This window comes from Terriglobus roseus (assembly GCF_900102185.1).
Lineage (GTDB): Bacteria > Acidobacteriota > Terriglobia > Terriglobales > Acidobacteriaceae > Terriglobus > Terriglobus roseus_A.
The window spans coordinates 1,635,012-1,657,762 of record NZ_LT629690.1; the positions used below are offsets into that span (position 1 = coordinate 1,635,012).

Annotated in this window: 24 protein-coding genes; 4 read left to right on the forward strand and 20 right to left on the reverse strand. The window is 59.1% G+C overall.

Going from position 1 to position 22,751, the window contains the following annotated elements; translation table 11 throughout:
- The first annotated feature begins 196 nt into the window (after positions 1–196).
- Positions 197–2,743, forward strand: coding sequence for an ABC transporter permease (locus tag BLT38_RS06955; protein WP_083344522.1), 2,547 nt, complete (start codon positions 197–199; stop codon positions 2,741–2,743).
- A 75-nt stretch (positions 2,744–2,818) separates the two neighbouring features.
- Here BLT38_RS06955 and BLT38_RS06960 read toward each other — a convergent pair whose 3' ends face one another.
- From BLT38_RS06960 to BLT38_RS07010, 11 genes are all read right to left on the reverse strand, one after another.
- A complete protein-coding gene (locus BLT38_RS06960; protein WP_172838174.1) occupies positions 2,819–3,646 on the reverse strand; it encodes a TIGR03435 family protein in 828 nt (275 codons plus the stop codon).
- A 144-nt stretch (positions 3,647–3,790) separates the two neighbouring features.
- Positions 3,791–5,341: an NADH-quinone oxidoreductase subunit N gene (locus tag BLT38_RS06965; protein WP_083344524.1), complete on the reverse strand. Its 1,551-nt coding sequence runs from the start codon at positions 5,339–5,341 to the stop codon at positions 3,791–3,793.
- A gap of 1 nt (position 5,342) precedes the next feature.
- Positions 5,343–6,968, reverse strand: a complete 1,626-nt coding sequence (locus BLT38_RS06970; protein ID WP_083344525.1) for a complex I subunit 4 family protein — start codon at positions 6,966–6,968, stop codon at positions 5,343–5,345.
- A gap of 17 nt (positions 6,969–6,985) precedes the next feature.
- The gene (gene nuoL, locus BLT38_RS06975; RefSeq protein WP_083344526.1) at positions 6,986–9,034 is read right to left on the reverse strand and encodes an NADH-quinone oxidoreductase subunit L; all 2,049 of its coding nucleotides are present in this window, start codon (positions 9,032–9,034) and stop codon (positions 6,986–6,988) included.
- Between the two features lie 21 nt (positions 9,035–9,055).
- Positions 9,056–9,358: an NADH-quinone oxidoreductase subunit NuoK gene (gene nuoK / locus BLT38_RS06980; RefSeq protein ID WP_047487821.1), complete on the reverse strand. Its 303-nt coding sequence runs from the start codon at positions 9,356–9,358 to the stop codon at positions 9,056–9,058.
- Between the two features lie 4 nt (positions 9,359–9,362).
- The gene (locus BLT38_RS06985; RefSeq protein WP_083346963.1) at positions 9,363–9,869 is read right to left on the reverse strand and encodes an NADH-quinone oxidoreductase subunit J; all 507 of its coding nucleotides are present in this window, start codon (positions 9,867–9,869) and stop codon (positions 9,363–9,365) included.
- Between the two features lie 100 nt (positions 9,870–9,969).
- A complete protein-coding gene (gene nuoH, locus BLT38_RS06990) occupies positions 9,970–11,022 on the reverse strand; it encodes an NADH-quinone oxidoreductase subunit NuoH (protein ID WP_083344527.1) in 1,053 nt (350 codons plus the stop codon).
- A gap of 21 nt (positions 11,023–11,043) precedes the next feature.
- Complete coding sequence (locus tag BLT38_RS06995; RefSeq protein WP_083346964.1) at positions 11,044–13,410, reverse strand: molybdopterin-dependent oxidoreductase; 2,367 nt, start codon at positions 13,408–13,410, stop codon at positions 11,044–11,046.
- Between the two features lie 13 nt (positions 13,411–13,423).
- Positions 13,424–14,746, reverse strand: a complete 1,323-nt coding sequence (nuoF, locus tag BLT38_RS07000) for an NADH-quinone oxidoreductase subunit NuoF (protein ID WP_047487815.1) — start codon at positions 14,744–14,746, stop codon at positions 13,424–13,426.
- A 1-nt stretch (position 14,747) separates the two neighbouring features.
- A complete protein-coding gene (gene nuoE / locus BLT38_RS07005) occupies positions 14,748–15,257 on the reverse strand; it encodes a complex I 24 kDa subunit family protein (protein WP_047487812.1) in 510 nt (169 codons plus the stop codon).
- Positions 15,254–15,559, reverse strand: a complete 306-nt coding sequence (locus BLT38_RS07010) for a transcriptional regulator (protein ID WP_231966799.1) — start codon at positions 15,557–15,559, stop codon at positions 15,254–15,256. The genes nuoE and BLT38_RS07010 overlap by 4 nt, the downstream gene beginning before the upstream one ends.
- 154 nt (positions 15,560–15,713) lie before the next feature.
- On the opposite strand from BLT38_RS07010, the gene BLT38_RS07015 reads away from it, so the two are divergent.
- Positions 15,714–16,067, forward strand: a complete 354-nt coding sequence (locus tag BLT38_RS07015) for a VOC family protein (protein WP_083344528.1) — start codon at positions 15,714–15,716, stop codon at positions 16,065–16,067.
- A gap of 3 nt (positions 16,068–16,070) precedes the next feature.
- Here BLT38_RS07015 and BLT38_RS07020 read toward each other — a convergent pair whose 3' ends face one another.
- From BLT38_RS07020 to BLT38_RS07055, 8 genes are all read right to left on the reverse strand, one after another.
- Positions 16,071–16,496 carry a hypothetical protein gene (locus BLT38_RS07020; RefSeq protein WP_083344529.1) on the reverse strand — a complete coding sequence of 142 codons (426 nt, stop codon included), beginning with the start codon at positions 16,494–16,496 and terminating at the stop codon, positions 16,071–16,073.
- A gap of 132 nt (positions 16,497–16,628) precedes the next feature.
- Complete coding sequence (locus BLT38_RS07025) at positions 16,629–17,147, reverse strand: dihydrofolate reductase family protein (protein WP_083344530.1); 519 nt, start codon at positions 17,145–17,147, stop codon at positions 16,629–16,631.
- 39 nt (positions 17,148–17,186) lie between these two features.
- The gene (locus BLT38_RS07030) at positions 17,187–17,684 is read right to left on the reverse strand and encodes an AAA family ATPase (protein ID WP_083344531.1); all 498 of its coding nucleotides are present in this window, start codon (positions 17,682–17,684) and stop codon (positions 17,187–17,189) included.
- 81 nt (positions 17,685–17,765) lie between these two features.
- Entirely contained in the window at positions 17,766–19,019 is a 1,254-nt protein-coding gene (nuoD, locus tag BLT38_RS07035; RefSeq protein WP_083344532.1) for an NADH dehydrogenase (quinone) subunit D, read from the reverse strand.
- Positions 19,020–19,084: 65 nt separating this feature from the next.
- Positions 19,085–19,567, reverse strand: coding sequence for an NADH-quinone oxidoreductase subunit C (locus tag BLT38_RS07040; protein ID WP_083344533.1), 483 nt, complete (start codon positions 19,565–19,567; stop codon positions 19,085–19,087).
- On the reverse strand, positions 19,568–19,978 hold the full coding sequence (locus BLT38_RS07045) for an NADH-quinone oxidoreductase subunit A (protein ID WP_083344534.1): 411 nt from the start codon (positions 19,976–19,978) through the stop codon (positions 19,568–19,570).
- Positions 19,979–20,061: 83 nt separating this feature from the next.
- Positions 20,062–20,289 (reverse strand): helix-turn-helix transcriptional regulator, encoded by a 228-nt coding sequence (locus tag BLT38_RS07050; protein ID WP_083344535.1) that lies wholly within the window; start codon positions 20,287–20,289, stop codon positions 20,062–20,064.
- Entirely contained in the window at positions 20,289–20,711 is a 423-nt protein-coding gene (locus BLT38_RS07055) for a hypothetical protein (protein ID WP_083344536.1), read from the reverse strand. The genes BLT38_RS07050 and BLT38_RS07055 overlap by 1 nt, the downstream gene beginning before the upstream one ends.
- Before the next feature lie 144 nt (positions 20,712–20,855).
- Between BLT38_RS07055 and BLT38_RS07060 the strand changes: the two genes are divergently transcribed.
- Complete coding sequence (locus tag BLT38_RS07060; protein WP_083344537.1) at positions 20,856–21,506, forward strand: hypothetical protein; 651 nt, start codon at positions 20,856–20,858, stop codon at positions 21,504–21,506.
- A gap of 10 nt (positions 21,507–21,516) precedes the next feature.
- On the opposite strand, the gene BLT38_RS07065 is transcribed toward BLT38_RS07060, so the two are convergent.
- Positions 21,517–22,434 (reverse strand): prepilin peptidase, encoded by a 918-nt coding sequence (locus BLT38_RS07065; protein ID WP_083344538.1) that lies wholly within the window; start codon positions 22,432–22,434, stop codon positions 21,517–21,519.
- A gap of 105 nt (positions 22,435–22,539) precedes the next feature.
- On the opposite strand from BLT38_RS07065, the gene BLT38_RS20675 reads away from it, so the two are divergent.
- The gene (locus tag BLT38_RS20675) at positions 22,540–22,689 is read left to right on the forward strand and encodes a hypothetical protein (protein WP_172838175.1); all 150 of its coding nucleotides are present in this window, start codon (positions 22,540–22,542) and stop codon (positions 22,687–22,689) included.
- Positions 22,690–22,751: the final 62 nt, after the last annotated feature.

The window sequence follows — 22,751 nt, forward strand, 5'->3', positions numbered from 1 at the left end:
CTCTTGAAATCACATGTTCAGATTGCTGTGCCGGGCCTTAATCCTTGCTGAATGTTCAGGATGTGATTGAGAGCGAATTGCTAAGTGACGAAATTAACTTTTGGGATTCCACAGTTAGGCTCCTTGTGGCGCGAAATGGCGTCATCGGTTTTGGCGTAATCCTGCGTAGCTAACTTTCAAACGGGAGAGTTAACGGATGGCTGCTTTTGCGGATGACGTGCGGTATGGAATCAGGAGACTGCGGCGTTCGCCGGGGTTTGCAGCGACGGCTTTGCTTACGCTGGCATTGGGCATTGGCGCTACTACAGCCATTTTTACTCTCATCTACCAGGTGATTCTGCGTTCCATGCCGGTGGAACATCCCGAGCAGATTTACAAAGTCGGCAAGGAGATTGAGTGCTGCGTGGATGGCGGGATGCAGGATGACTGGCGTATCTTCTCCACGGATCTGTATCGCACCTTCCGCGACCATGTGCCGGGAGCGCAGGACATGGCGGCGGTGCAGGCTGGATCAACCACGGTATCCGCGCACCGAGCGAATGAGACGGCCACGCAGCCCGTGGAAATCCGAATGGTATCAGGGAACTATTTCGATGTACTGAGAGTGCATCCGTTTGCTGGACGCTTGATTCATCCGGATGATGACCATGAGGGCGCGGCGCCGGTGGCGGTGTTGAGCTATCCCGTGTGGCAGACGAAGTTTCATGGAGACCCGAGCATTGTTGGGCAGACCTTAATTCTGACGGGACATGCGATCACCGTTGTGGGCATTACGGCGGATGGATTTTTTGGAGATCGTAATTCCGCGGACCCTGTTGGTGTATGGATCCCGGTGGCGCAGGAGGCTGTGTTTTCGGTTCGGGCACTTTCGAAGCAGCCCGCTTCGCATTGGATGGATTTGCTGGTGCGTGTTCCTGACGCGACCAAGGTGCCGCAGATTCAGAATGCGATGCGTGGGACGCTGGTGCAGTGGTTGCTGGCGAATCGTGATCCGCAGTCGCGCGATACGGTGGAACAGATTCGTAAGCAGACCACGGAACTGGCTCCGGCGAGTGGTGGCGTCAACGATCTGCGCAACGATTACGAGAAGAGCCTCACGATGCTGCAGATGATTGCGGGCTTTGTTCTGTTGATTGCGTGCGCGAACCTAGCGAACCTGATGCTGGTGCGCGGTGTGGCGCGTCGGCAGGAGTTGAGTGTGCGGTCGGCGCTGGGAGCAAGCCGGAATCGTTTGATCCGCGAGATGCTTGTGGAGTCCGTGCTGCTGGCGGTGACTGGTGGAGCGCTGGGCCTGATGGTCGCGTACGTTGGCGTGAAGGGCATTCTGGCGCTGGCCATGCGCGGCGCGGAGATTGTTCCTGTGAGCGCTTCGCCTTCGTGGCCGGTGCTGGGATTTGCGTTGGTGTTGTCGACGTTGACGGGTGTGTTGTTTGGAATTGCGCCCGCACTGATTGCTTCACGTACGAATCCTGCTGAGGCATTGCGTGGTGCGAATCGCGCGACGGGGCACAGTGGTGGTTTGCAGAAGACTCTGGTCATATTGCAGGCAGCATTGTCTGTGGCGCTGCTGAGCACGGCTGGTTTGCTGATTATGAGTTTGAACAAGCTGGAGTCACAGAACTTCCGCTTTGAGACCAAGGGCAGAGTGATTGCGTTTATCGATCTGGCCGCAGCGGGATACAAGTACGAACAGCTTGATGGTTTGTATCGGCAGATTGATCAGGCGTTCGCGGGGCTTCCTGGTTTGCACGATGTTTCGTACGCGACTTACGGGCCGATGGCATTCAACAACTGGGGCACGGGTGTTGCCGTGGAAGGCGGCAATCCTGATGACAAGCTGAATGCGAGCTATTCGTCCGTGAGTCCGCACTTCTTTGATGCGGTGGGTCAGAAGCTGATGCTGGGCAGGACTTTTACGGAACATGATTCTGTGACGACCACGCATGTTGCGGTGGTGAACCAGCAGTTTGTGAAGAAGATGCTGAAGGGCGCGTATCCGATTGGCAAACGGTTTGGCGAAGACCGCAGAATGACTGGCGAATTTCAGATTGTGGGCGTGGTGGATGATTCGAAGTATGGGAATCCTTCACGAGAGACGCGGCCGATGTTCTTCACGCCGATGAACCAGACGTCAGACTACAGCGGCATTAATGCTCCTGCGACGGAGATTGAACGAGCGACAAAAGGCGAGCAGTTCAAGCACTTTGCTTCAAACCTGATTGCTCGATATGACGGTGATCCTTCGATTGCGACGGCGACGATTCGGAGGATTCTGAACCAGATCAATCCGGATATCGCGGTGACGAGGCTGACGACGTATGACGACCAGGTGAGCAACTACTTCACGCAACAGAAGCTGGTGGTGCGGTTGACGACGATCTTTGGGACGCTGGCGCTGTTACTGGCTTCGATTGGACTGTATGGTGTGACGGCGTATGGTGTGGAGCGCAGGATTCCGGAGATTGGCGTGCGAATGGCGCTGGGTGCGGATCGCAGCAATGTGGTTCGGCTGATCCTGCGCGGTGCGGCAATTCAGACGGCGATTGGTGTTGCTGTGGGGATTCCGCTGGCGCTGCTGGCGGGGCACTTTCTGCAATCGCAGTTGTATGAGGTGAAGGGCATCAACGTGAGCGCGCTGCTGGTGGCGTGTGGCGTGATGATTGTGAGTGCTCTGGTGGCGAGTGCGGTGCCTGCGGCGAAGGCTGCGAACGTGGAACCGATGACGGCGCTTCGGATGGAGTAGATTCGCCGGTGATTTGGAACGAAACGCGACTCCTGATGTATGGGAGTCGCGTTTTTGTCTTTAGCTTCAGGCCGCTTAATTTTCGGACGGCGTTTCGATGTGGTCGATGACCATGACTTGAATCGAAGTTTTTGTGGGAACGAGCTTGAGTCCGAGCTGCTCCTGCATCGCGGTGTAGATGCTCGTTGGCGTGTCTGGATTGGAATGAGCGTGTGTTGCGTCTACCGGGCAGTAGCTCTGCGATTCGTCGGGTAGCCATTTGAGCTCGAAGTCGTATCGGTCCTGCAGGCCGGTTTGATCGACCACGGGCTTGTCGAGGAATGCTTCCTGCATGCCTTTGGCTACGTCTGTTAGCGAAGCATTGCGGACTGTGAGAACGATCTGGCAGTTGTATGAAAAGCCTGTGCTGTCGCCAGGCTTGCGCGTGGTTCGTATGAGCTTTGGACCGTTGTTGGCGAGCTGGATGGCGTAGGCGGGGAGTACGCGGGACTCGTAGTGGAATGCGAGTTTGAAACGAGAGATGAGCAGCTTCTGAAACATGAGGCGCGACTGAGCGAGGTTTGGATGACCTGCGATGTCGGGCACACCGTCAATGTCGAAATGTGTTTCGAAGATGGGCGACGCACCGTTGATGATTTGCTTCTGGTGCAGGCCGTAGGAAAAGGCGATGAGTTCACCGAGCGGAAAGTTGAATGCGGCGATGTGGCGTCCGTTATTTCGAATGCCCATGCCGCGTGGGACGGAAGTGTCGCTTGGTTTAATGACGGCGACGTCGAACGATGGATCTGCATCGGAGGGCATCGGCGACGGTTGCGATGCTGTGTTTGATTGTGCGGGTGTGGTGGCGGAAAACGAGAGCAGCATCAGCAGGGAGATGAGCGTGAGTCTTGTCAGCGACAGCATTGCTTTCTCCTCGCGATTGCGCGCAACTAACGTTATCAGTCTGTGAGGTTCATTCGACATGGACCGAGTCGTCTGCGTATCTGAGCACAAACGAAAGATGGAGCGCCGAAGCGCTCCATCTCTGGTTGGCTGTGTTTATGCAGCTTAGCGCAGGGCGGCTGGGTCGTTCACCGTGTTCTGTGTTGCGTCGCCTGCGGGTGCTGTTGCGATGGCTGCTGTGCGCGCCGTGGCAACGAAGCGTCCGGGCCATACACCGAGCACCAAGGTGGCGATGACGGCGGCAGCGAGAGCAATGTAGCCGGGGAAGCGGCGACCGTCCTCTTCTGTGAACAGCGTGTCCGGACGACCTGCGGCGGTGAAGCTGCCGGAGGTGGGTTCGTTGGGCTGCGGTGTGCTGTACAGGCGGATGATCAGGCGCAGGTAGTAATAGCAGGCGACGCCGGAGTTCGCGAGGCCGATGATGGCGAGCTTCACGTGGCCTGCGTGCAGGACGCCGGTGAAGACGTAGAACTTGGCGAAGAAGCCGCCGGTGAAGGGAATGCCGATCATGGACAGCAGGAAGAAGCTGAGTGATGCGCCGAGGACGGGGTGGCGGAGTGCCATGCCGGTGTAGTCTTCGCCGGTGCGGACGGTTTCCTTGTAGCCGGAGATGAGCGTGATGACGGTGAAGGCACCGACGTTCATTGCGGCGTAGGCAGCGGAGTACACCGCGGCGGCTGCGATGCCATCGGTGGGCAGCGCGGTGAAGGCGCAGATGAGGTATCCGGCGTGTGCGATGGAGGAGTATGCCAGCATGCGCTTGACGTCTCGCTGCAGCAGGGCACCGAGGTTGCCGATGCACATGGACAGGGTGGCGATGACAGCCATGAGGATGGACCAGCGCGGCTGGTAGATGGCGTAGCCCGAGAACAGGACGCGCAGAAGGACAGCGAAGGCTGCGGCCTTGGGTGCGGTGGACATCATGCCAACGACCGGCGGCGGCGCTCCCTGATAGACGTCCGGGGTCCAGACGTGGAAGGGAGCCGCGGAGACCTTGAAGCCGATGCCGATGATGATCATGGCGACGGCGACGATGGCCAGCACGGGAGTGTTGGTGTTGGTGATGACGTTGGCCACAACGTTGATGTTGGTGGAGCCGGTGGCGCCGAACGTCAGGGCGATGCCGTAGAGGAAGAATGCCGTAGCGAAGGAGCCGAGCAGGAAGTACTTCAGCGAGCTTTCTGTCGCGGTGGCTTCTGTCTTACGGTAGCCCGCCATGATGTACGTCGAGATGGATGAGATCTCAAGTCCGATGAAGACCATGAGCAGCTCTGTCGAGCAGCACATGAGCATCATGCCGACGGCGGCGAAGCAGCTTAGGGCGTAGTACTCGCCTGCGTGGCTGTTCTTGCCGTCGAGGAAGTCAAGCGAGGACAGCAGCGAGACGACGACCACGAAGCAGATGACGACCTGGAAGAAGACCGAGTAGGCGTCGACGCGGATGGAGTCGCTGAAGGCATTCAGGATGCCCAGGTGGAGCTGCCATAGCGTGAGGCCGGTGGTGATGAGCGTGCCGAGGACAGCGAACCAGCCGAGCGAACGGCGGGACTTGCCAGCAGGCAGCAGCGGCTCCACCAGCATGATGATCACACCGACGAGGGTGAGGACATACTCCGGCAGAAGGGCCGTGACGTTGTTGGAGAGCGATTCGAGCATCTTAGCGTGCGTCTCCTGTGCGGATGGCCGAAGCAACGGCAGTGGTGTTGGCAGGGAGGCTCTGCGAATACGTCTCGGCTTCTACCTTGCGGATGGTGTCCGCGGGAGCAGGTGTGTAGCCGGAGTAGTGGACGCCGAGCGGATCAAGCGAACGCGTGAAGGTGGGCGAAGAGAGGCCCATGTAAAGGAACAGCGCAACCAGCGGCCACAGTGCGAGGTGTTCACGCGGGGTGATGTCCCATCCAGTTGTTTCGGATGTGGTGGCACCGAGGTTTGCGTAGAAGACGCGCTGAATCATGGTGAGGAGGTATGCCGCGGCGAAGATGACGCCGGTGGTGGCAATCGTCGTCCAGAGCCACGGGCATTTGGTCAGCGTGTTGCCAGCGGTGCCGGAGAGGATGAGGAATTCACCGACGAAGCTGTTCAGCATGGGCAGGCCAACGTTGGACAGTGCGGTGATGACGAAGAGCGTGACCATCCACGGGAGCTTGCCTGCGATGCCGCCGAGTTCACGCATGTCGTAGGTGCCGTAACGCTCGTAGAGGAAGCCCATCAGAAGGAAGAGCGCGCCGCCCGAGATGCCGTGGTTCAGGATCTGGTACATGCCGCCGTCAAGGCCGTTCACCGTGAAGGTGAAGATGCCCAGCGTGATGAAGGACAGGTGGCCGAGGGTGGAGAAAGCGGCGAGGCGCTTGAGGTCGTCCTGGATGAGAGCGACGCATGCGCCGTAGACGATGCCGATGGCACCGAGAGCGATCATCAGCGGAGCGATGCGGTGCGACTGCTCCGGGAAGATGCCGAAGGAGAAGCGCAGCAGGGAGTAGAGGCCGATCTTACCGGCGAGGATCATGACGGCTGCGGTTGGCGCTTCGCTGATGGCGTCAGAGAGCCAGCCGTGCAGCGGGAAGATGGGAATCTTCACGGCGAAGGCGATCAGGAAGGCCAGGGAAGCGAGCCACATGCCGGCTGAGGTGCCGTTGATGCCGTGGTTGGCTGCAAGCGTGAGGAGGTGCGGGATCTGGAAGGTGCCGGTCTTGGCGTAGATCCAGATCACGCCTACGAGAAGGATCGCTGAAGGGATGAAGTTGTACAGGAAGTACTTCATCGCGGCCTTCTGACGGTTGCCGGTGCGACCGTAGATGGCGATGAGCAGCGTCATGGGGACCAGGGCCAGTTCAAAGAATGCATAGAACAGGAAGAGGTCCAGCGACATGAAGAGGCCGAGGATGGCCACCTGCTGCAGAAGGAACAGCGAGTAGAACAGCTTCTGGCGGCTGGCGATCGTGCGCCATGAGGCAAGAACGCCGAGCGGAGCAAGGAGGCCGCTGAGGACGATGAGCCACATGGAGAGGCCGTCAACGCCGACGTGATAGTGGATGATCGGCGAGGGAATCCAGATGCGGTCGAACTCGAAGGCGAAGTTCAGGACGCGGCTGCCCGGTGCGATCACCGTCTGCGCCTGGTGGAAGTTGACGGGCAGGTGCAGTGTGAAGAAGAAGGTAAGCAGCGTGATGATGAGCGCTACCCACTGGTGCGATTTACCGCGCTGTGGCAGAAGCGCAAGAATTGCGACTCCGGCCAGCGGCGTGAGGAGAATCAGCGTCAGGATGAGGTCGTTTATTGTCATTGGTCCTCGCGCTCTCCTTACTTGAGGTGCAACGCCGCTTTAGTGGCGTGCTCGGTCAATGCGGTGTAGGTCATCAGCAGGATGACGGCTGCGGCTCCGGCAGCAAGCCATCCAGCGTAAGAACGAATGTTGCCGGACTGCATGCGGCGTGTGCCGTTGCCCGCCTGACGGGTGAGGAATGCTGCAAGGGCCCCGCTGCCGCTGACCAAACCGCCGTCAACCAGCGCGCCGAGGATGAGGCGCGAGAAGACAAGGATCGGAGTGACGACGGCGTAGTGATAGATCTCGTCCACGTAGTACTTGTTGGAGACGAGCTTGTACAGCGGGTTGTTTGTAGCCTTTGCGCCAAGCGTGCCGGGCTTCTTGTAATAGAAGAAGTACGCTGCGAGGAAGCCTGCGAGCGCGGTCAGCAGGGAAACAGCGGCGAGGCCGAGTTCCATGCCGCGTGATGCAGTTTCTTCTGCTGCGGCGTGTGCGCCTTCCATCGCCGGTGCGAAGACCGGAGCAAGGAAGTGGCCGATTTCATCGTGGCCGAACTGCGCTGCGGGAACACCAACCCATCCACCGATGATGGAGAGTACGGCGAGGATCGCGAGAGGTCCGAGCATGACCCAGGGCGATTCGTGCACGCCGTGATGGCCGTGTGCCGACTGGCTATCGTCGTGCTCCTGTTCGCCTGCGTGAGCCGCATGGCCGTGAGCTTCGCCGAGGTTGTGCTCGTCAAAGCGCTCTGCTCCGAAGAAGGTCTTGAACCAGAGGCGGAACATGTAGAACGAGGTCAGACCTGCGGTGATGAGGCCGACGGCCCACAGCAGGTAGTGCAGCGGGTTCTCCGTGTGGGAGAAGGTCTGCCAGAGGATCTCGTCCTTGGAGAAGAATCCAGCGAAGGGCCAGATACCTGCGATGGCGATAACGCCCATCGTCATGGTCCAGAAGGTGACGGGAATGCGCTTGCGCAGGCCGCCCATGACTCGCATATCCTGCTCGCCGGAGAGGGCGTGGATGACAGAGCCCGCTGCGAGGAAGAGCAGTGCCTTGAAGAAGGCGTGCGTCATGAGGTGGAAGACTGCTGCGCCGTACGCCGCAACGCCGCAGCCGAGGAACATGTAGCCGAGCTGCGAGATGGTGGAGTACGCGAGAACGCGCTTGATGTCGTGCTGGACTGCACCGATGGTCGCTGCGAAGAGAGCCGTTGCCGCGCCGATGATGGCGACTACGCCGAGAGCGAAGGGCGAACGATCAAACAACACGTGCGAGCGGGCTACGAGGTAGACGCCTGCCGTGACCATCGTTGCGGCGTGGATCAGTGCCGAAACTGGTGTGGGGCCTTCCATGGCGTCTGGGAGCCAGACATAGAGGGGAATCTGTGCGGACTTACCAGCAGCACCAACGATCAGCAGCAGAGCGATGGCGGTGAGGAAGCCACCGTGCAGTTCCGGCTGACGCTGGATGGCAGCGAAGACCTGCGTGAAGCTCAGCGTACCGAAGTGGTTGATGAGCAGGAACATTGCGAGGAGGAAGCCGAAGTCGCCGACACGGTTGACGACGAATGCCTTCTTGCCTGCGTTGTTGGCGGAGGGCTTCTTCCAGTAGAAGCCGATGAGCAGGTAAGACGCGAGGCCCACGCCTTCCCATCCAACGAAGAGGAGCAGGAAGCTCTCAGCCAGCACCAGCGTCAGCATGAAGAACATGAAGAGGTTCAGGTAGGCGAAGAAGCGCCAGTAACCCTCGTCGTCTGCCATGTAGCCGGTGGAGTAGATGTGGATGAGGAAGCCGACGCAGGTGATGACGCCGAGCATGATGAGCGTGAGGTGATCGACCGTGAGGGCGAAGCGCACGCTGAATGCTGCGGTCTCAATCCATGGGCGCGAGGCTGCGGTGATCTGAAGCACTTCATGCGAGCGCATGTAGAACCAGAGCCACATCCACAGCAGGGCCGGGATTGCGGTGAAGAAAAGTGCGATAGCTGCGACACCGGCCTTGGGCAGCTTACGGCCAATGGTGCCGTTCAGCAGGAAGCCGGTGAAGGGAAGCAGCGGGAATAGCCAGAGCAGATGTGCGGGCATCGGTATGTATCTCGTCTCCGCTTAGTTCTTGAGCAGGTTGATGCGGTCCACGTCCAGCGTCTGGCGCGTACGGAAGATAGCGATGATGATGGCGAGACCGACGGCGGCTTCGGCGGCGGCAACCACCATGACGAAGAAGACGAAGATCTGACCGTGCACGGCGTGATGCACGTGCGAGAACGCAACGAACGTCAGGTTCACGGCGTTGAGCATGAGCTCAATCGACATGAAGACGGTGATGATGTTGCGCTTGATGAGGAACGAAGCAATGCCGATGGTGAAGAGCACCGCGGCAAGAACCAGATAGGCGTAGATGGGCACCATGTGTTTAGTGCTCCTTCCGTGCGAGAACCACAGCGCCAAGGATGGCGACGAGGATAAGGATCGATGTGACTTCGAAGGGCAGCAGCAGGTCAGTGAACAGCGTCTTGCTGATCTCAACCATGTTGTTGACGCCGCTGTTCAGATGGCCACCGAGATTGACGGAACCCAGGGTGTCCTTCTCATGGAAGAACGTATAGCCGAGGAGAGCGACAACGCCGATGGCTCCCGGGATACCCGCGAAGTAAGCGGCCTTTGAGCCACGGGTTCGGTCTTCTTCACCTGCGTTGAGCAGCATGATGACGAAGGTGAACAGCACCATGATGGCGCCGGAATAGACGATGACCTGGGCGGCCGCAAGGAACTCCGCTCCCAGCGTCCAATAGATGACGGCGAGCGACATCATGACGACGATGAGCGAGAGTGCGGAGTTGATGGGGTGACGCTGAAACAAAAAGTTCAGCGCACCGGCCACACAGAGCACCGCAAAGATGATGAAAAGCGCGAGTTGCATCGTTCCGGCAAGTCCTTCGATCTGTTGCAAGAAGCGGTTAAAAGGCAGTTTGCTGGGGTTTCGGTTCCGTGTTGATTGTAACCGAGGCCCTGCAGTGGGTTTACCCCTTGAAGGCCAGCACCAACGCTGTACCTACGATGTTGAGCATGGAGAGTGGCAGCAGCCACTTCCAGCCGAAGCTCATGAGCTGGTCGTAACGGAAGCGCGGCAGTGTGGAGCGCACCCAGATGTAGAGGAACAGGAAGCAGAAGACCTTGAAGACGAACCAGAGCACGGGGAAGAGGTGCATCAGGATCGGGCCACCGAAGGTTTCCGGCAGCAGGTTGCCGAGCGGGGAGGACGCGCCGCCGAAGAAGAGCAGCGTAGCCACGCAGGAGACCGTGATCATGTTCGCGTATTCCGCCATGAAGAACATGGCGAACTTCATGGATGAGTACTCGGTGTGGTATCCGGCAACGAGTTCCGATTCGGCTTCGGGAAGATCGAACGGGGCGCGGTTGGTTTCCGCGTAGGCCGCCATCAGGTAGATGAAGAAGCCGAGGAACTGAGGCCAGATGTTCCAGCTCAGTAGACCGTGCGTGGCCTGGGTGTCAACGATGTCACGCAGGCGGAGCGAACCGGAGCGCAGAACTACACCGACGAGCGAGAGGCCGAGTGCGAGTTCGTAGCTGATGACCTGGGCGGAAGCGCGCAGAGAGCCGAGCAGCGAGTACTTGTTGTTCGAGGACCAGCCGGAGAGCGCGATGCCGTAGACACCGATGGAGGTGATGCCGAGAACGACCAGAAGGCCGATGTTGATGTCGGAGATCTGGAAGAGGTCAACGCCGTGGTACACGAACATGTTGCCGAAGGGAACGACGGCGATGGAAACAAGAGCGCAGCCGAGCGCGATGATGGGCGCGAGCACGAAGAGCGGGCGCTCTACCGCGAAGGGCATGAGGTCTTCCTTGAGGAAGAGCTTGATGCCGTCAGCCAGCGGCTGGAAGAGGCCGAAGGGGCCGACGCGGCTGGGTCCCCAGCGGTTCTGGATGAGGCCGATCAGCTTGCGTTCGAGCAGAACCGTGTACGCCACCGAGGTGAGCGTGATGACCAGGACCACTACGATCTTGAGGATCGTGAGCAGGATGAAGATTTGCGTGTCTGTCAGATGCATCGCGGCTGTCTTATGTCCTTATCAGTCAGCCGGGATGCCGGCGGGTTCTACAGCGTACTTGTCAGCCAGTTCGGTCAGCTTGGGCGAGTAACGACCCAGGGTGCCGGAGGTGAAGAGGGTGTCGTCAGCGGGCAGGATCAGGTCGCGGCGTGCTGGTGCGATCTGAATGAGATCTGCCGGAGCTGCGGGCGACAGGTGCTGGTCGTTGCCGCTGAGAAGCTGCAGACGGAGCAGGTCGTAGCCTGGAACTAGGCGCTGGATCTCGTCGAGAACCGCAAACGGATCGAAGGGCGAGAGCTTGGGCTCAAGGTTGTTGCTGGTGAGCCATACCGCGTGACGATCAGCTTCGCCAGCCTGTGCGCCGCGGGTCTGACCCAGGTCGGCGCGGAGTCCGGTGGACTTTTTGCCGAAGGGAACGAGTTCGCGGATGTTTGCGCCCATGGCGTCGGCCACGCGGACGATCAGTTCCAGGTCGGTGCGGACACCGGCGCGATCGCTGGCCTTCTGTACGAGTTGTAGGTCGCCGTAGCTGTTGGTGACGGAGCCGGACTTCTCGTAGAGGTTGGCGCAGGGCAGGATGACGTCTGCGAGCTTCGCGGTTTCGGTGAGGAACATCTCGTGCGTGACGACGAAGGTGTTCTTCAGATACTCGGGTTCGATGGAGTAGCGGCCTACGGGGTTCGCGTTGACGATGTAGAGCGCGCCGAGATTGCCAGCATTAGCTGCGTCGAAGATGCCGACGAGGTCGAGGCCCGGCGTTGCGTTGAAGCGTTCGCCGTACTCGGCTGCGAAGTTGTGCTGGCCGTTGAGCGGCTGGTAACCGGGCAACATGTCGGGCAGCAGGCCCATATCGGCTGCGCCGTGCGCGTTCACGTAGTCGCCGAGCAGTGCGAACTTGGTGTTGGGCAGCGAGAGGCCGAAGTCGATGAGGCGCTTGAGGGCTTCGCCACGCAGTTCGTCACCGATGAGGATGACGAGCGACTGCTCTGCCTTGACGGCGTCGCGCAAGGTGTTGAGGGCCGCGTCGCTGGTGCCGTTGGCGAGAGCTTCAACGGCTGCGCCGTAACCGAGTTCGTCGATCTGCGCGAAGTTCTTTGCCTGACGACGGAGCTTGATGGCGCGGTGGTTCACGATAAACAGCTTGGCGCGGTTCAGGCGAACGTTGGTGCGCAGGTTCCATGCGGTCAGAGGAGCTTCGTTGGTGGGGTCGCCACCGACGAGGAGGATTGCAGGAGCGTTCTCGTTGTCATGCTGCGAGGCGAAGCGGTCGCGGTGGCCTGCGAGTGCTGCGGCGAGCGTGACGTAGTCGGCGGTGCGGTGATGATCAATGTTGTTGGTGCCGAGGACCGTGCGTGCGAACTTCTGCAGCAGGTACGCCTCTTCATTGGTGAGGCGGTTGCCGCCGATGACGGCGGTCTGCTTGCCCGAGTCGCGGATTTCAGCGAGCTTCTTGCCGGTGAAGGCGAGAGCCTCGTCCCAGGTGACGGTCTTGAATTCGCCGTTGGCCTGGCGGAGCATGGGCTCCGTGATGCGCTGGGGCGAGTTGGCGAAGTCGAAGCCGTAACGACCCTTGTTGCAGAGGAAGTCGCCGTTGAGGCCGGACTTATCGCGGTTGTCGCCGCGCATGATTTCGCTGCCGTCAGTGGTGGAGCGCACGCCGAGGGTGGTCTTGCAACCATCGCCGCAGTGCGTGCAGATGGTGGCGACGTGGTTCATCTCCCACGGGCGCGTCTTGTAGCGATAGGTGTCTGAGGTGAGCGCGCCTACGGGGCAGACGTCAATGCACATGCCGCACTCTTCGCAGTCGAGCTTGGCGAGGCCGTCTTCAGTCTGCGATGAGGGGATGTTCGGTGCGATGACGGCGGAGGAGCCGCGGTTCTGGATGCCGAGAGCGTAGACGTCCATGCCTTCGCCGCACATACGGACGCAGCGGTAGCAGAGGATGCAACGCGGACGATCAAAGTAAACCGTGGGCGACCACTTCTGCTCTTCGCGGTGGTTCTTCGGCTCGGTATAGAACGATTCAGCCGCGCCGTACTTGAAGGTCATGTCCTGCAGTTCGCACTGGCCACCTGCGTCGCAGACGGGGCAGTCGAGCGGATGGTTGCCCAGCAGGAGCTGCAGCGTGGCCTTGCGAGCCTGCGCGATCTCCGGCGTCTCGGTCTGCACGATCATGCCTTCCGCGACGGGAGTGGTGCAGGCCGTCTGCAGCTTGGGCATCTTCTCAATGCGGACGACGCACATGCGGCAGGCCGCCTGGAGCGACAGGCCTGGGTAGTAGCAGAAGGCCGGGATCTGGATGCCCGCGGCCTTGCAGGCGTCGATGAGCAGCGTGCCCGCGGGTGCGGTGAGCTGCTGGCCGTCTACGGTAAAGGTTACGTCTGGCATTCCGTCCTCGAACTTAGTGCGCCGCGCCGATGAGTTCATCGGTGGTGATGAAGGCCTTCTCGGTGCGATGGCCCTTCAGATACTCTTCAAACTCGCTGCGGAACTTCTTCACGAAGCCGAGCGTGGGCATGGCTGCTGCGTCGCCGAGCGGGCAGAAGGTGCGGCCCATCATGTTTTCGGCGAGGTACTGGATGTTGTTAATGTCCTTGATATTGCCGCCGCCGTTGTAGAAGCGGGTCATGGTCTTCTTGATCCAGTCCGTGCCTTCGCGGCAGGGGATGCACCAGCCGCAGGATTCATGCTGGTAGAACTTGATGGTTCGCAGAGCGAATTCCACGATGGAGACGGTTTCGTCGAGAACGACGATGCCGCCGGAGCCGAGCATGGTACCGGCCTTGCCCATCTGGTCGAAGTCGAGACCTACGTCAATTTCTTCCGGCAGAAGGACCGGGCAGGATGATCCGCCGGGGACGACAGCCTTGAGCTTGCGTCCGCCCTTCACGCCGCCTGCGACGTCGTAGATGGCCTTCTTCAGGTTGTAGCCCATGGGCAGCTCGTAGACGCCGGGGCGCTCGACCATGCCGCTGATACCGAAGAGCCGCGTGCCGCCGTTACGTTCGGAGCCGAGCTTGGCGTATGCCTCGCCACCCATCAGGAGGATGTGCGGTGCGGAGGCGATCGTCTCTGCGTTGTTGATGACGGTGGGACCACCGTAGAGGCCGACGACAGCAGGGAACGGAGGCTTGATGCGGGGAACGCCACGCTTGCCTTCCAGTGATTCCATCAGCGCCGACTCTTCACCGACTTCGTATGCGCCTGCGCCGGACTGCGTGACGATGTCGAAGTCCACGCCTTCCTTGCCGAAGATGTTCTTGCCCAGGAAGCCCTTGGCGTATGCGTCTGCGACAGCCTTTTCGACGATCTTGAGCAGGTAGCGATACTCGCCACGCAGATAGATGAAGCCCATCTTTGCGCCGATGGCGAGGCCCGCGATCATGGTGCCTTCAATGACGGCATGCGGATCGTGCAGGAAGATGACGTGATCTTTGCAGGTGCCGGGTTCGGATTCGTCGCCGTTGACGAGAACGTACTTGGGTTTGTCAGACTGCTTGGGAACGAAGGACCACTTGAGGCCGGTGGGGAAGCCTGCGCCGCCACGACCGCGAAGGCCGCTGGCCTTCATCTCATTGATGACCCACTCGGAGCCGCTCTCAATGGCCTTCTGCACTGCCTTGTAGCCATCGAGTTCGAGGTACTTGTCGATGTCTGCCGCGCCTGCGCCGAAACGGCGGGAGAGGACTTTGACTTCATCGGGATGTGAGACGAGAACGGGCATGTTACTTCACGTCCTTTCCGCGGCCTGCTGCGTAGTCTTCGAGGATGACGTCGACTTTCGCGGGCGTTAGGTTTTCGTGGAAGTCGTAATTGACCTGCATGGCAGGAGCCCAGCAGCAGGCGCCGATGCACTCGACTTCTTCGAGCGAGAAGAGACCGTCTGCGGTGACTTCCTTGTGCCCGATGCCGAGCTTGGCTTTGCAGTGATCGAGAATGTCGTAACCGCCGACGAGCATGCAGGAGATGTTGGTGCAGACCTGCACGTTGTACTTGCCAGCGGGCTTGGTGCGGAGCATGGAGTAGTACGAGAGCACGCCGCGAACGTCCAACTCGAGAAGGTCGAGACGCTGGGCGATTTCAGCGACGACGGCGTCGGAGACATAGCCGACCTCGTCCTGCGCATAAAGCAGCATGGGAACAAGAGCCGAACGCTTGACGGGATACAAAGTGACAAGTTTGTCGAAGCGCGCGGCCGTGGCCGGCGAAAAGATGCTGTCGGTTACGGTGCTCACACGGTAATTATCGCCGATGCAAGACGTTCTGCGAACAGGTCCATCTCATCTTCGTGGTCACCAACGATGGCACGCCCGTTTTCCGTGAGTTTGAAGGGCTTTGAATCGCCTTCACTGGTGCGGTATTCGTCTTGCGTGAACTGCATCCAGCGCAATCCATAGCGGACCAGAATGGTCGTATCGGAGACTTCGACGACGGCGTGATGTTCGCGCCCTAACGAATGAACGGCAGAGTACGAACGCAAGAGGGAAGCCCAGGATGTCCAGAGTTCGCGATGAAGTTGTGCGGTAATGTCGCTCACCTCTTCACGCTATCGCATCTCTGGCGCTAGGATGTGGATGTTCCTCGCGAGGCGACATTCCTGCTGCTTCTACCTGCACTGCGAAACCTTCTCGCCGTGGCGCGGATGGGGGCTGACCTGCGAGAGTGTGCTCAAGAAGCACGGAGGTCAACCCATGGCTAAGAATCAGTTTTCGTACCTTGAATTGCCCGCGACGGATGTGGCGTCGTTGAAGTCGTTTTATGGAAACGTCTTTGGATGGACGCATCAGGACTGGGGCCCGGACTATGCCACGGCGCATGGATCGGGGCTGGAAACGGGCTACAACGGCAGCGACGAGGGCCGGTCAAAGGCTCCGCTGGCGATGGTGGAGACGGACGAGATTGAAGCTGCCGCAGAACAGGTGAAGGCTGCTGGCGGCAAAATTACGCAGCCCATATTTCAGTATCCCGGCGGACGCCGGTTTCACTTCACCGATCCTGCAGGAAACGAACTGGCTGTGATGCAGCCGGATAAACCACACTCTTAAGGCTTAGGCGGCAACCTGGCGGCGTTCCGACATGACGGACACGCTGGGGTGCTTCTGCGTGTCTTCCGCGACCTCGTCTGTGAGGAGGTTCCAGCCGTCGTAAGTACCGTTCATGCCTGTGGCGGTAAGTACCATGTCGGCTACGAACTCTTCACGGACGGCGTCGCGCAGGCTGCGCTTGACGCCAACGCGGATGCCCCAGCGGCCATTGGCTTTCCGTTGCGGGTCGCGTGCGAGGAGACGTGTGCCTTTCGCGAAGAGCGCCTTGCTGAGGGCGTAGGCGCAATCCCGATCCGGACACGAGAAGCACAGGACCAGCGAACGAGTGACTTCGACGTTGTACTGCTGGTCGATCAACTCCTTGATGCGAACAGTGTTGTTCGCCGACTGCTGATCAAAGTTTTCCTTCTCGCGCAGGTGGGTGACCATGATTTTGCCCTCGTGTCTGCAAATGTGATGCGGGAGGAGCTATGTAGCGTTTCTTCTTTTATGCGAATGTTTATGCGGTTGTAATGCTATCGACCAGTAATGACGCGCGGAAACGCTGTTTTGACGACCACGCTACTTACGGATCTCATAGATGGCCGAAATGATGCCAGATTTATAAACCCGATGCGTTGAGAGCGTCAGCATGGTTGGGCTGTAGGGAGACGGCATGAGTGGCGTTCCACTACCGAGGAGAACTGGAATGATTGTGGCGCTGATCGAATCCACTTCGCCGAGGTCGAGCAAATGCCGGAAGAGCGTTCCGCCGCCCATCAACCAAATGTCTTTACCTGATTGGTTTTTTAGAGACCTGATCCATGAACTGGTTAGTTCTGGCACGATTGTCACACCGGGATGGTCTTTCGTCACTAAATTCTTCGAGAAGACGAAAACCGATTTGCCGCTAAAGGTTGATCGACCGAGTCTTTGCATCGCGGCCTCATAGGTTTTTCTGCCCATGAGCAGGGTGTCGAATTGTGCCCAGATCGCAGTGAAGTCAATCTCTGGATCGATTGTGATCCAGTCCACTTCGCCATTTGGGCCTGCGATATAGCCGTCTAAACTGACGGCAACTCCGTATTGAACCTTTCGCATAGGCGGGCTCGAAGGAAAGAATTGGCGCCTCAATCTTAGCTAAGGCTGCGGACGGATAGACACGATGTTCAGTCCTTCTTCGGCCTTCGGAGGTTGGAAATAGCCGCAGATGATGCGGAATTCCTCTTCCGTGGTGCTGGCGAAATACAGGCCTTCGGGCTTTTGCTCGTTTCTTGTCTGGAGGCGTCGAAGGCATTCTTCTTCATCGACATCCAGAAAATGCAGGAGATGAGGTGCTTTCGCTTCTTGGGAGAGGTTTAGAACCCAAGCTCTGTCTGTGATTCGATTGCCTGCGAAATCCAGCACTACGGACGCGCCTGCTTTGAGTGTGTCGACGATTAGTGGCGCCATGACGATGCGGCATCGCGCGGACCACTTCAGGTAGTCCTGGAAGGATGTGATTCCGTCGGAGAGTTGCGAGAGCCAGAGGTCCTCGCAGAAGAAGACCGCGTTGTGTTCGGTGGCGAGCTTTCGAGCCAGCGTAGTTTTACCAGCGGCGAGTCTGCCTGAGATGAAGTGAAGTGTGCCTGGATGCATCGTCTTCTACTCCGGATTGCATTTCAAAGAGAAACCCCACGCCTCATTGGAGACGTGGGGTTTCCGTTGAGGCGTGAGACGTTAGCGGTCGATTTCGCCGAGAACGATGTCAATGGAGCCGATGACGGCTACGACGTCGCCGAGGAGCTTGCCTTTGCACATGGTTTCCAGCGACTGCAGTGTGGCGTAGCTGGGGTTACGCATGTGGCAGCGCAGGGGCTTGGCTGTGCCGTCAGAGACGACGTAGTAGCCCATGACGCCGCGGGGTGATTCCACCGTCTGGAAGACTTCACCGGCGGGGACTGCGAAGCCCTCGGTGACGATCTTGAAGTGGTGGATGAGCGATTCCATCTGCGTCTTCATCTGCTCGCGGTTGGGCAGGATGATCTTCGGCGCGTCGGCCACGATGGGGCCTTCGGGCATGCGATCAAGCGCCTGCTGGCAGATCTTTACCGACTCATACATCTCTTCGAGACGGATGACGTAGCGTGCCCAGACATCGCCTTCGGTGCGGATGGGTACCTTGAACTGGTACTTCTCGTAGCCGGAGTAGGGCATGTCGCGGCGGAGGTCCCAGTCCACGCCTGATGCGCGAAGCGGTGGGCCGGTGACGCCGAGGGCGATTGCGTCCTCGGGCGAGAGGTAGCCGACGCCCTTGAGGCGGTTGATCCAGATGGGGTTGCCGCTGAGCAAGCCTTCGTACTCGGCGATCTTCGACGGCATGATGTTCAGGAACTTCTGCACGCGGGCGAACCAGTCGATGGGCGGTTCCATGGAGAGGCCGCCGATGCGGAAGTAGCTGGTCATCATGCGCTGTCCTGCGACGGCTTCAAAGAGGCGGAGGAGTTCTTCGCGCTCGCGGAAGCAGTACAGGAAGACGGTGAGCGCGCCGATGTCCATGGCGTGCGTGCCGAGCCAGACGAGGTGCGACTGGATACGCGTGAGTTCGTTCAGCAGGATACGGATGGTCTCTGCACGTTCCGGAATCTCAAGGCCCAGGAGCTTTTCAACCGCCAGCACGTAGGCCAGGTTGTTGGTCATGGGGCAGAGATAGTCGATACGGTCCGTGAGGGGAACGACCTGCTGGTAGAACTTGGCTTCGGTGGTCTTCTCGATGCCGGTGTGCAAGTAACCGATGTCAGGCGCGAGGGAGACGACAGTTTCGCCGTCGATCTCAAGCACGAGACGGAGCACGCCATGGGTGGACGGGTGCTGCGGTCCCATGTTGAGGACCATGGTGTGGTCGCGCGAGGGGTCCTGGTTGTGGTGGCGCGCGTCTGCTACGACGTCGTCCACACCGGGGTTGATCATGTCAGGAGCGGCTACGGGTGCCATCTTGCCTCAATCCTTTTCAAGAGCGAACGCAGGGTTCGCAAGGTTGCCAGTAAAGTACGCGGAGTTTAGCGGTAGCCCTCGACGGGGTAGTCCTTGCGCAGCGGATGGCCCTTCCAATCGGTGGGCATCATGATGCGGGTCAGGTTCGGGTGGCCGACGAGGCGGATGCCGAACAGGTCCCATATCTCGCGCTCGTAAAAGTTGGCGCTGGGCCAGACGGAAGTGATCGAGTCGATGACCGGATCTTCACCATCGAGCAGGGCCGCGAGGCGGATGCGCTGCTTCAGCCCCATGCTGACGATGTGGTACGTGACCTGGAAGCGCGGCTCGCTGGGGTACCAGTCGACTGCCGTAACGTCCTCGAGGAAGTTGTAGCCAGCCTTCTGCACGGCAGTGGCGGCGGCGACGATGTTCTGAGGGGCGACGTAGATGGTGAGTTCGTCGCGATCAAACTTGGCCTTCACGGCGAGGTCCGCAAGCGCGACTACGGCCGGGTTGTCGGCCATGTGTTCGCGAACGGCTTCGAGGGAGAGGAGAGCTTCTGCCATTTAGAGGTCCGCCTTGTCGGTGCTCCAGTCGAGCACGCCCTTCTTCCAGACGTAAAACAGGCCTACGGCGACGAAGCCGAGGTACACGATCATCTCCCAGAAGCCGAAGAAGCGCGATCCTGTGATGTGGGGGAGCTGGCGATAGATGACCGCCCAGGGAAGCATGAAGACGGCTTCCACGTCGAAGAGGATGAAGAGCATGGCGACCATGTAGAAGCGGACCGAGAAGCGTCCGCGGGCGTCGCCGACGGGCTCCATACCGCACTCGTAGGCGCCTGCCTTGACCTTGCTGGCACGCTTCTTACCGATGAAATACGATCCGACGACCATGCCGCCAGCGAGGCCGACGGCCACCAGCAGCTGGAAGGCCAGCGGAAGGTAATTCCAGATATAGGGATGTGACGTGTTCATGCCATCCTCTGAATTTTCTTTAGTTCCGATTCTGATTCTAGTCGCAAGTGAGGCGAGGCGAAAGACAGCGAACCATCAGGGTGTCAGCGTTTCGTCTTTCCGGCTTGATTTGGCTGATATTGGAAGACCTGTTCCAGCGGAACTGCAAAGACGGTTGCGATGCGGAAGGCGACTTCGAGTGACGGGGAATACTTGTCGGCCTCGATGGCGATTACCGTCTGGCGGGTGACGCCGATGCGGTCGGCGAGATCCTGCTGCGTCATGGAATGTTGTCCGCGCAGGTCGCGGATGCAGTTGCTGATGCCCGCCATTAGACGGCTCTCCGATAGGCGATGAGCTGGGTGACGATGCGGACGACATCGGCGAGAACGAGCATGCCGAACATGACGGAGAGAAAGTGGATGGCCATGTGTTCGGCGTGCAGCCCAACCGACGCGGCATGAAGCCAGAGCATGCCAAGGGCAACGACAACAAAGCTGACGAAGGCCAGATATCCGGCGCGGTAGCCGCGAAGGCGGATGATGGCATCGCGCTCGTCCTGCAGACGGTTCCGTGTGGCTGCGGCGATAACGATCTGCAATATGATCTGCACCACGATCAAGAGCAACAGTGTTCCGGCAATGCGTCCGAGTGTGTTCGTGCGCCCGTTTTGCATGACATACGGGACGTAGACGGCGACGTCGGCAAAGAGCATTCCGTAGAGTGAGCGCTCTTCATAAGTGAGGCTTGGCATGGTCGGCTCCGTGTCAAAAATATTTGACATGGATGACGCTACGACTGCTGTGATCTTGTGTCAAATATTTTTTACATTTCCATGTGTAACTTGCCCTTACCAAGGCATCCGTGACAGGCGAACGCGCTTACGTGATGATTGGATATGCACGATTTTCCGCGTTTCATCGAAGGCATATCCGTTCATTGGTGGCCGCTAATGAGTTGCGGAATTTTCACCGCGCTGTCGTTCATTGCGGCGTTTAAGAACAAAGACAATCGCTGGGTTTGGAAGTCCATAGCGGTTGCAGCAGCTGTCCTTCTATTCGTGTCCACTTATCTCGCTTGGGATGATGAGTACAAGAGGGCTGAAGCAGTATATAAACCTGAGGCATCGCCAACGATCACCGTAAATGTTCCACCGGCCACGGTTCCTATGTCCAAGCCGCACGAAGACAAACCGCCAGCCAAACCTCACGTTACGTTTCATCAAGATGACATGCCGAAACTGGCTCAGCAGCCTTATTTGGGATTTCCGACGATTGCCGTCGAAGTGACCATGCACGGCTACGCAGAGTCTCCTGTATTCGAAGTCACATGCAAGAAAGCGTGCCTCTTTATTCAAGCTCAGTATCTAGGAGGCGCAACGAAGATCGTGCAAAAGAGTACTAATGGAAATTCGCAGTTTGTACTCCAAACGATCATTCCGGCTTTTATGAAGGATGGAGACCAGACGGAGATACAAGTCCGCTCAAATGATGATGAGCGGATAGAAATCGCCGGAATCCGATTATTGCCTAGTGGAAGCTTGAAGTGAGCCACATTGGCTAACGGAAGAGAGCTAAGTATGCGTCGGCGATTGTTTGGCCGTAGAAGGCTGCGAAGAGGCCTGCGACTGCGAGGAAGCTGCCGAAGGGGAGTCTTGTTGCGGTGTTTGCTTTGCCTCGGATGAGCAGGAGAACGGCATACAGCGTGGCGAGGAAGATGCCGAGGGCCAGTGCCAGTGCTGTTGGTGCGAAGCCGAGGAAGGCGGCGATCATGGCGAGGAGTTTGGCGTCGCCGAGGCCCATACCGTTGCGCTTGCGGAGTGCTTTGTAGAGGGCGCGGATGGCGTAGAGCAGAAGGAATGCTGCGACGGCTGCGAAGATGTGGCTGAAGATGTGGAACTCTGGCCCGGTGAGGAAGACGTTGCCGGTGCTGCGGCCTGCGTTCGCGCTGTTGATGTTGATCTGATGTTTGAGGACGACGTCGTCCTGCTGCGAGTCGAGGAAGAAGGCCTGCATGCAGGTGATGGCAATGCCGACGAAGATGCCGCCGTAGGTGAGGTCGCTGGGCAGGATGTGTTCGCGCCAGTCGGTGACGGCGAGGCCGATGAGGAACCATCCGAGGCAGGCGGTGGAGAAGCAGCGGAGGGTGAGCTGCATGATCGGGTCGAAGTCAGCCGGAAGCGGATGGGTGAAGGGCCAGAAGCTGGCGATGAACCAGAGTGCGACTGCGAGTTCTACTGCGGGGTAGCGCCAGGAGATGGGCTCGTGACAATCGCGGCAACGACCGCGGAGTAGTAGATAGCTGAGTAGTGGGATGTTGTCGTACCAGTGAAGCTGCGCGTTGCAATGTGGGCAGCGGGAGCGCGGTGAGACGACTGACTCGTCTGCGGGAAGGCGAACGATGCAGACGTTGAGAAAGCTGCCGAGCGCGAGGCCGACGATGCCTGCGAGCGCGGGAATGATCCAATGGGACGGCACGGATTTCAGTATAGGTGTGGGTGTTGTTGGGCTGTTCGAATATGGGCGTGATTCGGCGTCTGTATGCAAGGCTTCGCGGCGAAGTGCGAGGGCGTCTCACGCTGCATGATTCGCAAACTTAAATCCGGTGAATTTCGTATTTATTCGCGCAAGTTGGATGAGAAGACGGGCAAGCGCAGAAACCTGGGAACGTTCTCTACGCGTGAGGCCGCTGAGAAGCACGAACGTGCGATCCAGTACTTCAAGCACGGCTGAGGCGATGTGTAGCCGCAGTTAAGATGAGGGGGATGTCATTCAATTCCTGCTTCCTCTCACGG

Excerpts from the sequence above, each read along its gene's own strand:
- BLT38_RS06995 (WP_083346964.1), bottom strand. The coding sequence starts at position 13,410 with ATGCCAGACGTAACCTTTACCGTAGACGGCCAGCAGCTCACCGCACCC.
- BLT38_RS20675 (WP_172838175.1), top strand. The coding sequence starts at position 22,540 with ATGATTCGCAAACTTAAATCCGGTGAATTTCGTATTTATTCGCGCAAG.
- BLT38_RS06985 (WP_083346963.1), bottom strand. The coding sequence starts at position 9,869 with ATGCAACTCGCGCTTTTCATCATCTTTGCGGTGCTCTGTGTGGCCGGT.
- BLT38_RS06965 (WP_083344524.1), bottom strand. The coding sequence starts at position 5,341 with ATGCTCGAATCGCTCTCCAACAACGTCACGGCCCTTCTGCCGGAGTAT.
- BLT38_RS07050 (WP_083344535.1), bottom strand. The coding sequence starts at position 20,289 with ATGGCGGGCATCAGCAACTGCATCCGCGACCTGCGCGGACAACATTCC.
- BLT38_RS07020 (WP_083344529.1), bottom strand. The coding sequence starts at position 16,496 with ATGGTCACCCACCTGCGCGAGAAGGAAAACTTTGATCAGCAGTCGGCG.
- BLT38_RS07030 (WP_083344531.1), bottom strand. The coding sequence starts at position 17,684 with ATGCATCCAGGCACACTTCACTTCATCTCAGGCAGACTCGCCGCTGGT.
- BLT38_RS07015 (WP_083344528.1), top strand. The coding sequence starts at position 15,714 with ATGGCTAAGAATCAGTTTTCGTACCTTGAATTGCCCGCGACGGATGTG.
- BLT38_RS06970 (WP_083344525.1), bottom strand. The coding sequence starts at position 6,968 with ATGACAATAAACGACCTCATCCTGACGCTGATTCTCCTCACGCCGCTG.
- nuoD (WP_083344532.1), bottom strand. The coding sequence starts at position 19,019 with ATGGCACCCGTAGCCGCTCCTGACATGATCAACCCCGGTGTGGACGAC.
- nuoK (WP_047487821.1), bottom strand. The coding sequence starts at position 9,358 with ATGGTGCCCATCTACGCCTATCTGGTTCTTGCCGCGGTGCTCTTCACC.
- nuoF (WP_047487815.1), bottom strand. The coding sequence starts at position 14,746 with ATGCCCGTTCTCGTCTCACATCCCGATGAAGTCAAAGTCCTCTCCCGC.
- nuoL (WP_083344526.1), bottom strand. The coding sequence starts at position 9,034 with ATGCCCGCACATCTGCTCTGGCTATTCCCGCTGCTTCCCTTCACCGGC.
- BLT38_RS07060 (WP_083344537.1), top strand. The coding sequence starts at position 20,856 with ATGCACGATTTTCCGCGTTTCATCGAAGGCATATCCGTTCATTGGTGG.
- BLT38_RS07045 (WP_083344534.1), bottom strand. The coding sequence starts at position 19,978 with ATGAACACGTCACATCCCTATATCTGGAATTACCTTCCGCTGGCCTTC.
- nuoH (WP_083344527.1), bottom strand. The coding sequence starts at position 11,022 with ATGCATCTGACAGACACGCAAATCTTCATCCTGCTCACGATCCTCAAG.
- BLT38_RS07055 (WP_083344536.1), bottom strand. The coding sequence starts at position 20,711 with ATGCCAAGCCTCACTTATGAAGAGCGCTCACTCTACGGAATGCTCTTT.
- BLT38_RS07040 (WP_083344533.1), bottom strand. The coding sequence starts at position 19,567 with ATGGCAGAAGCTCTCCTCTCCCTCGAAGCCGTTCGCGAACACATGGCC.
- BLT38_RS06955 (WP_083344522.1), top strand. The coding sequence starts at position 197 with ATGGCTGCTTTTGCGGATGACGTGCGGTATGGAATCAGGAGACTGCGG.
- BLT38_RS06960 (WP_172838174.1), bottom strand. The coding sequence starts at position 3,646 with ATGCTGTCGCTGACAAGACTCACGCTCATCTCCCTGCTGATGCTGCTC.
- BLT38_RS07025 (WP_083344530.1), bottom strand. The coding sequence starts at position 17,147 with ATGCGAAAGGTTCAATACGGAGTTGCCGTCAGTTTAGACGGCTATATC.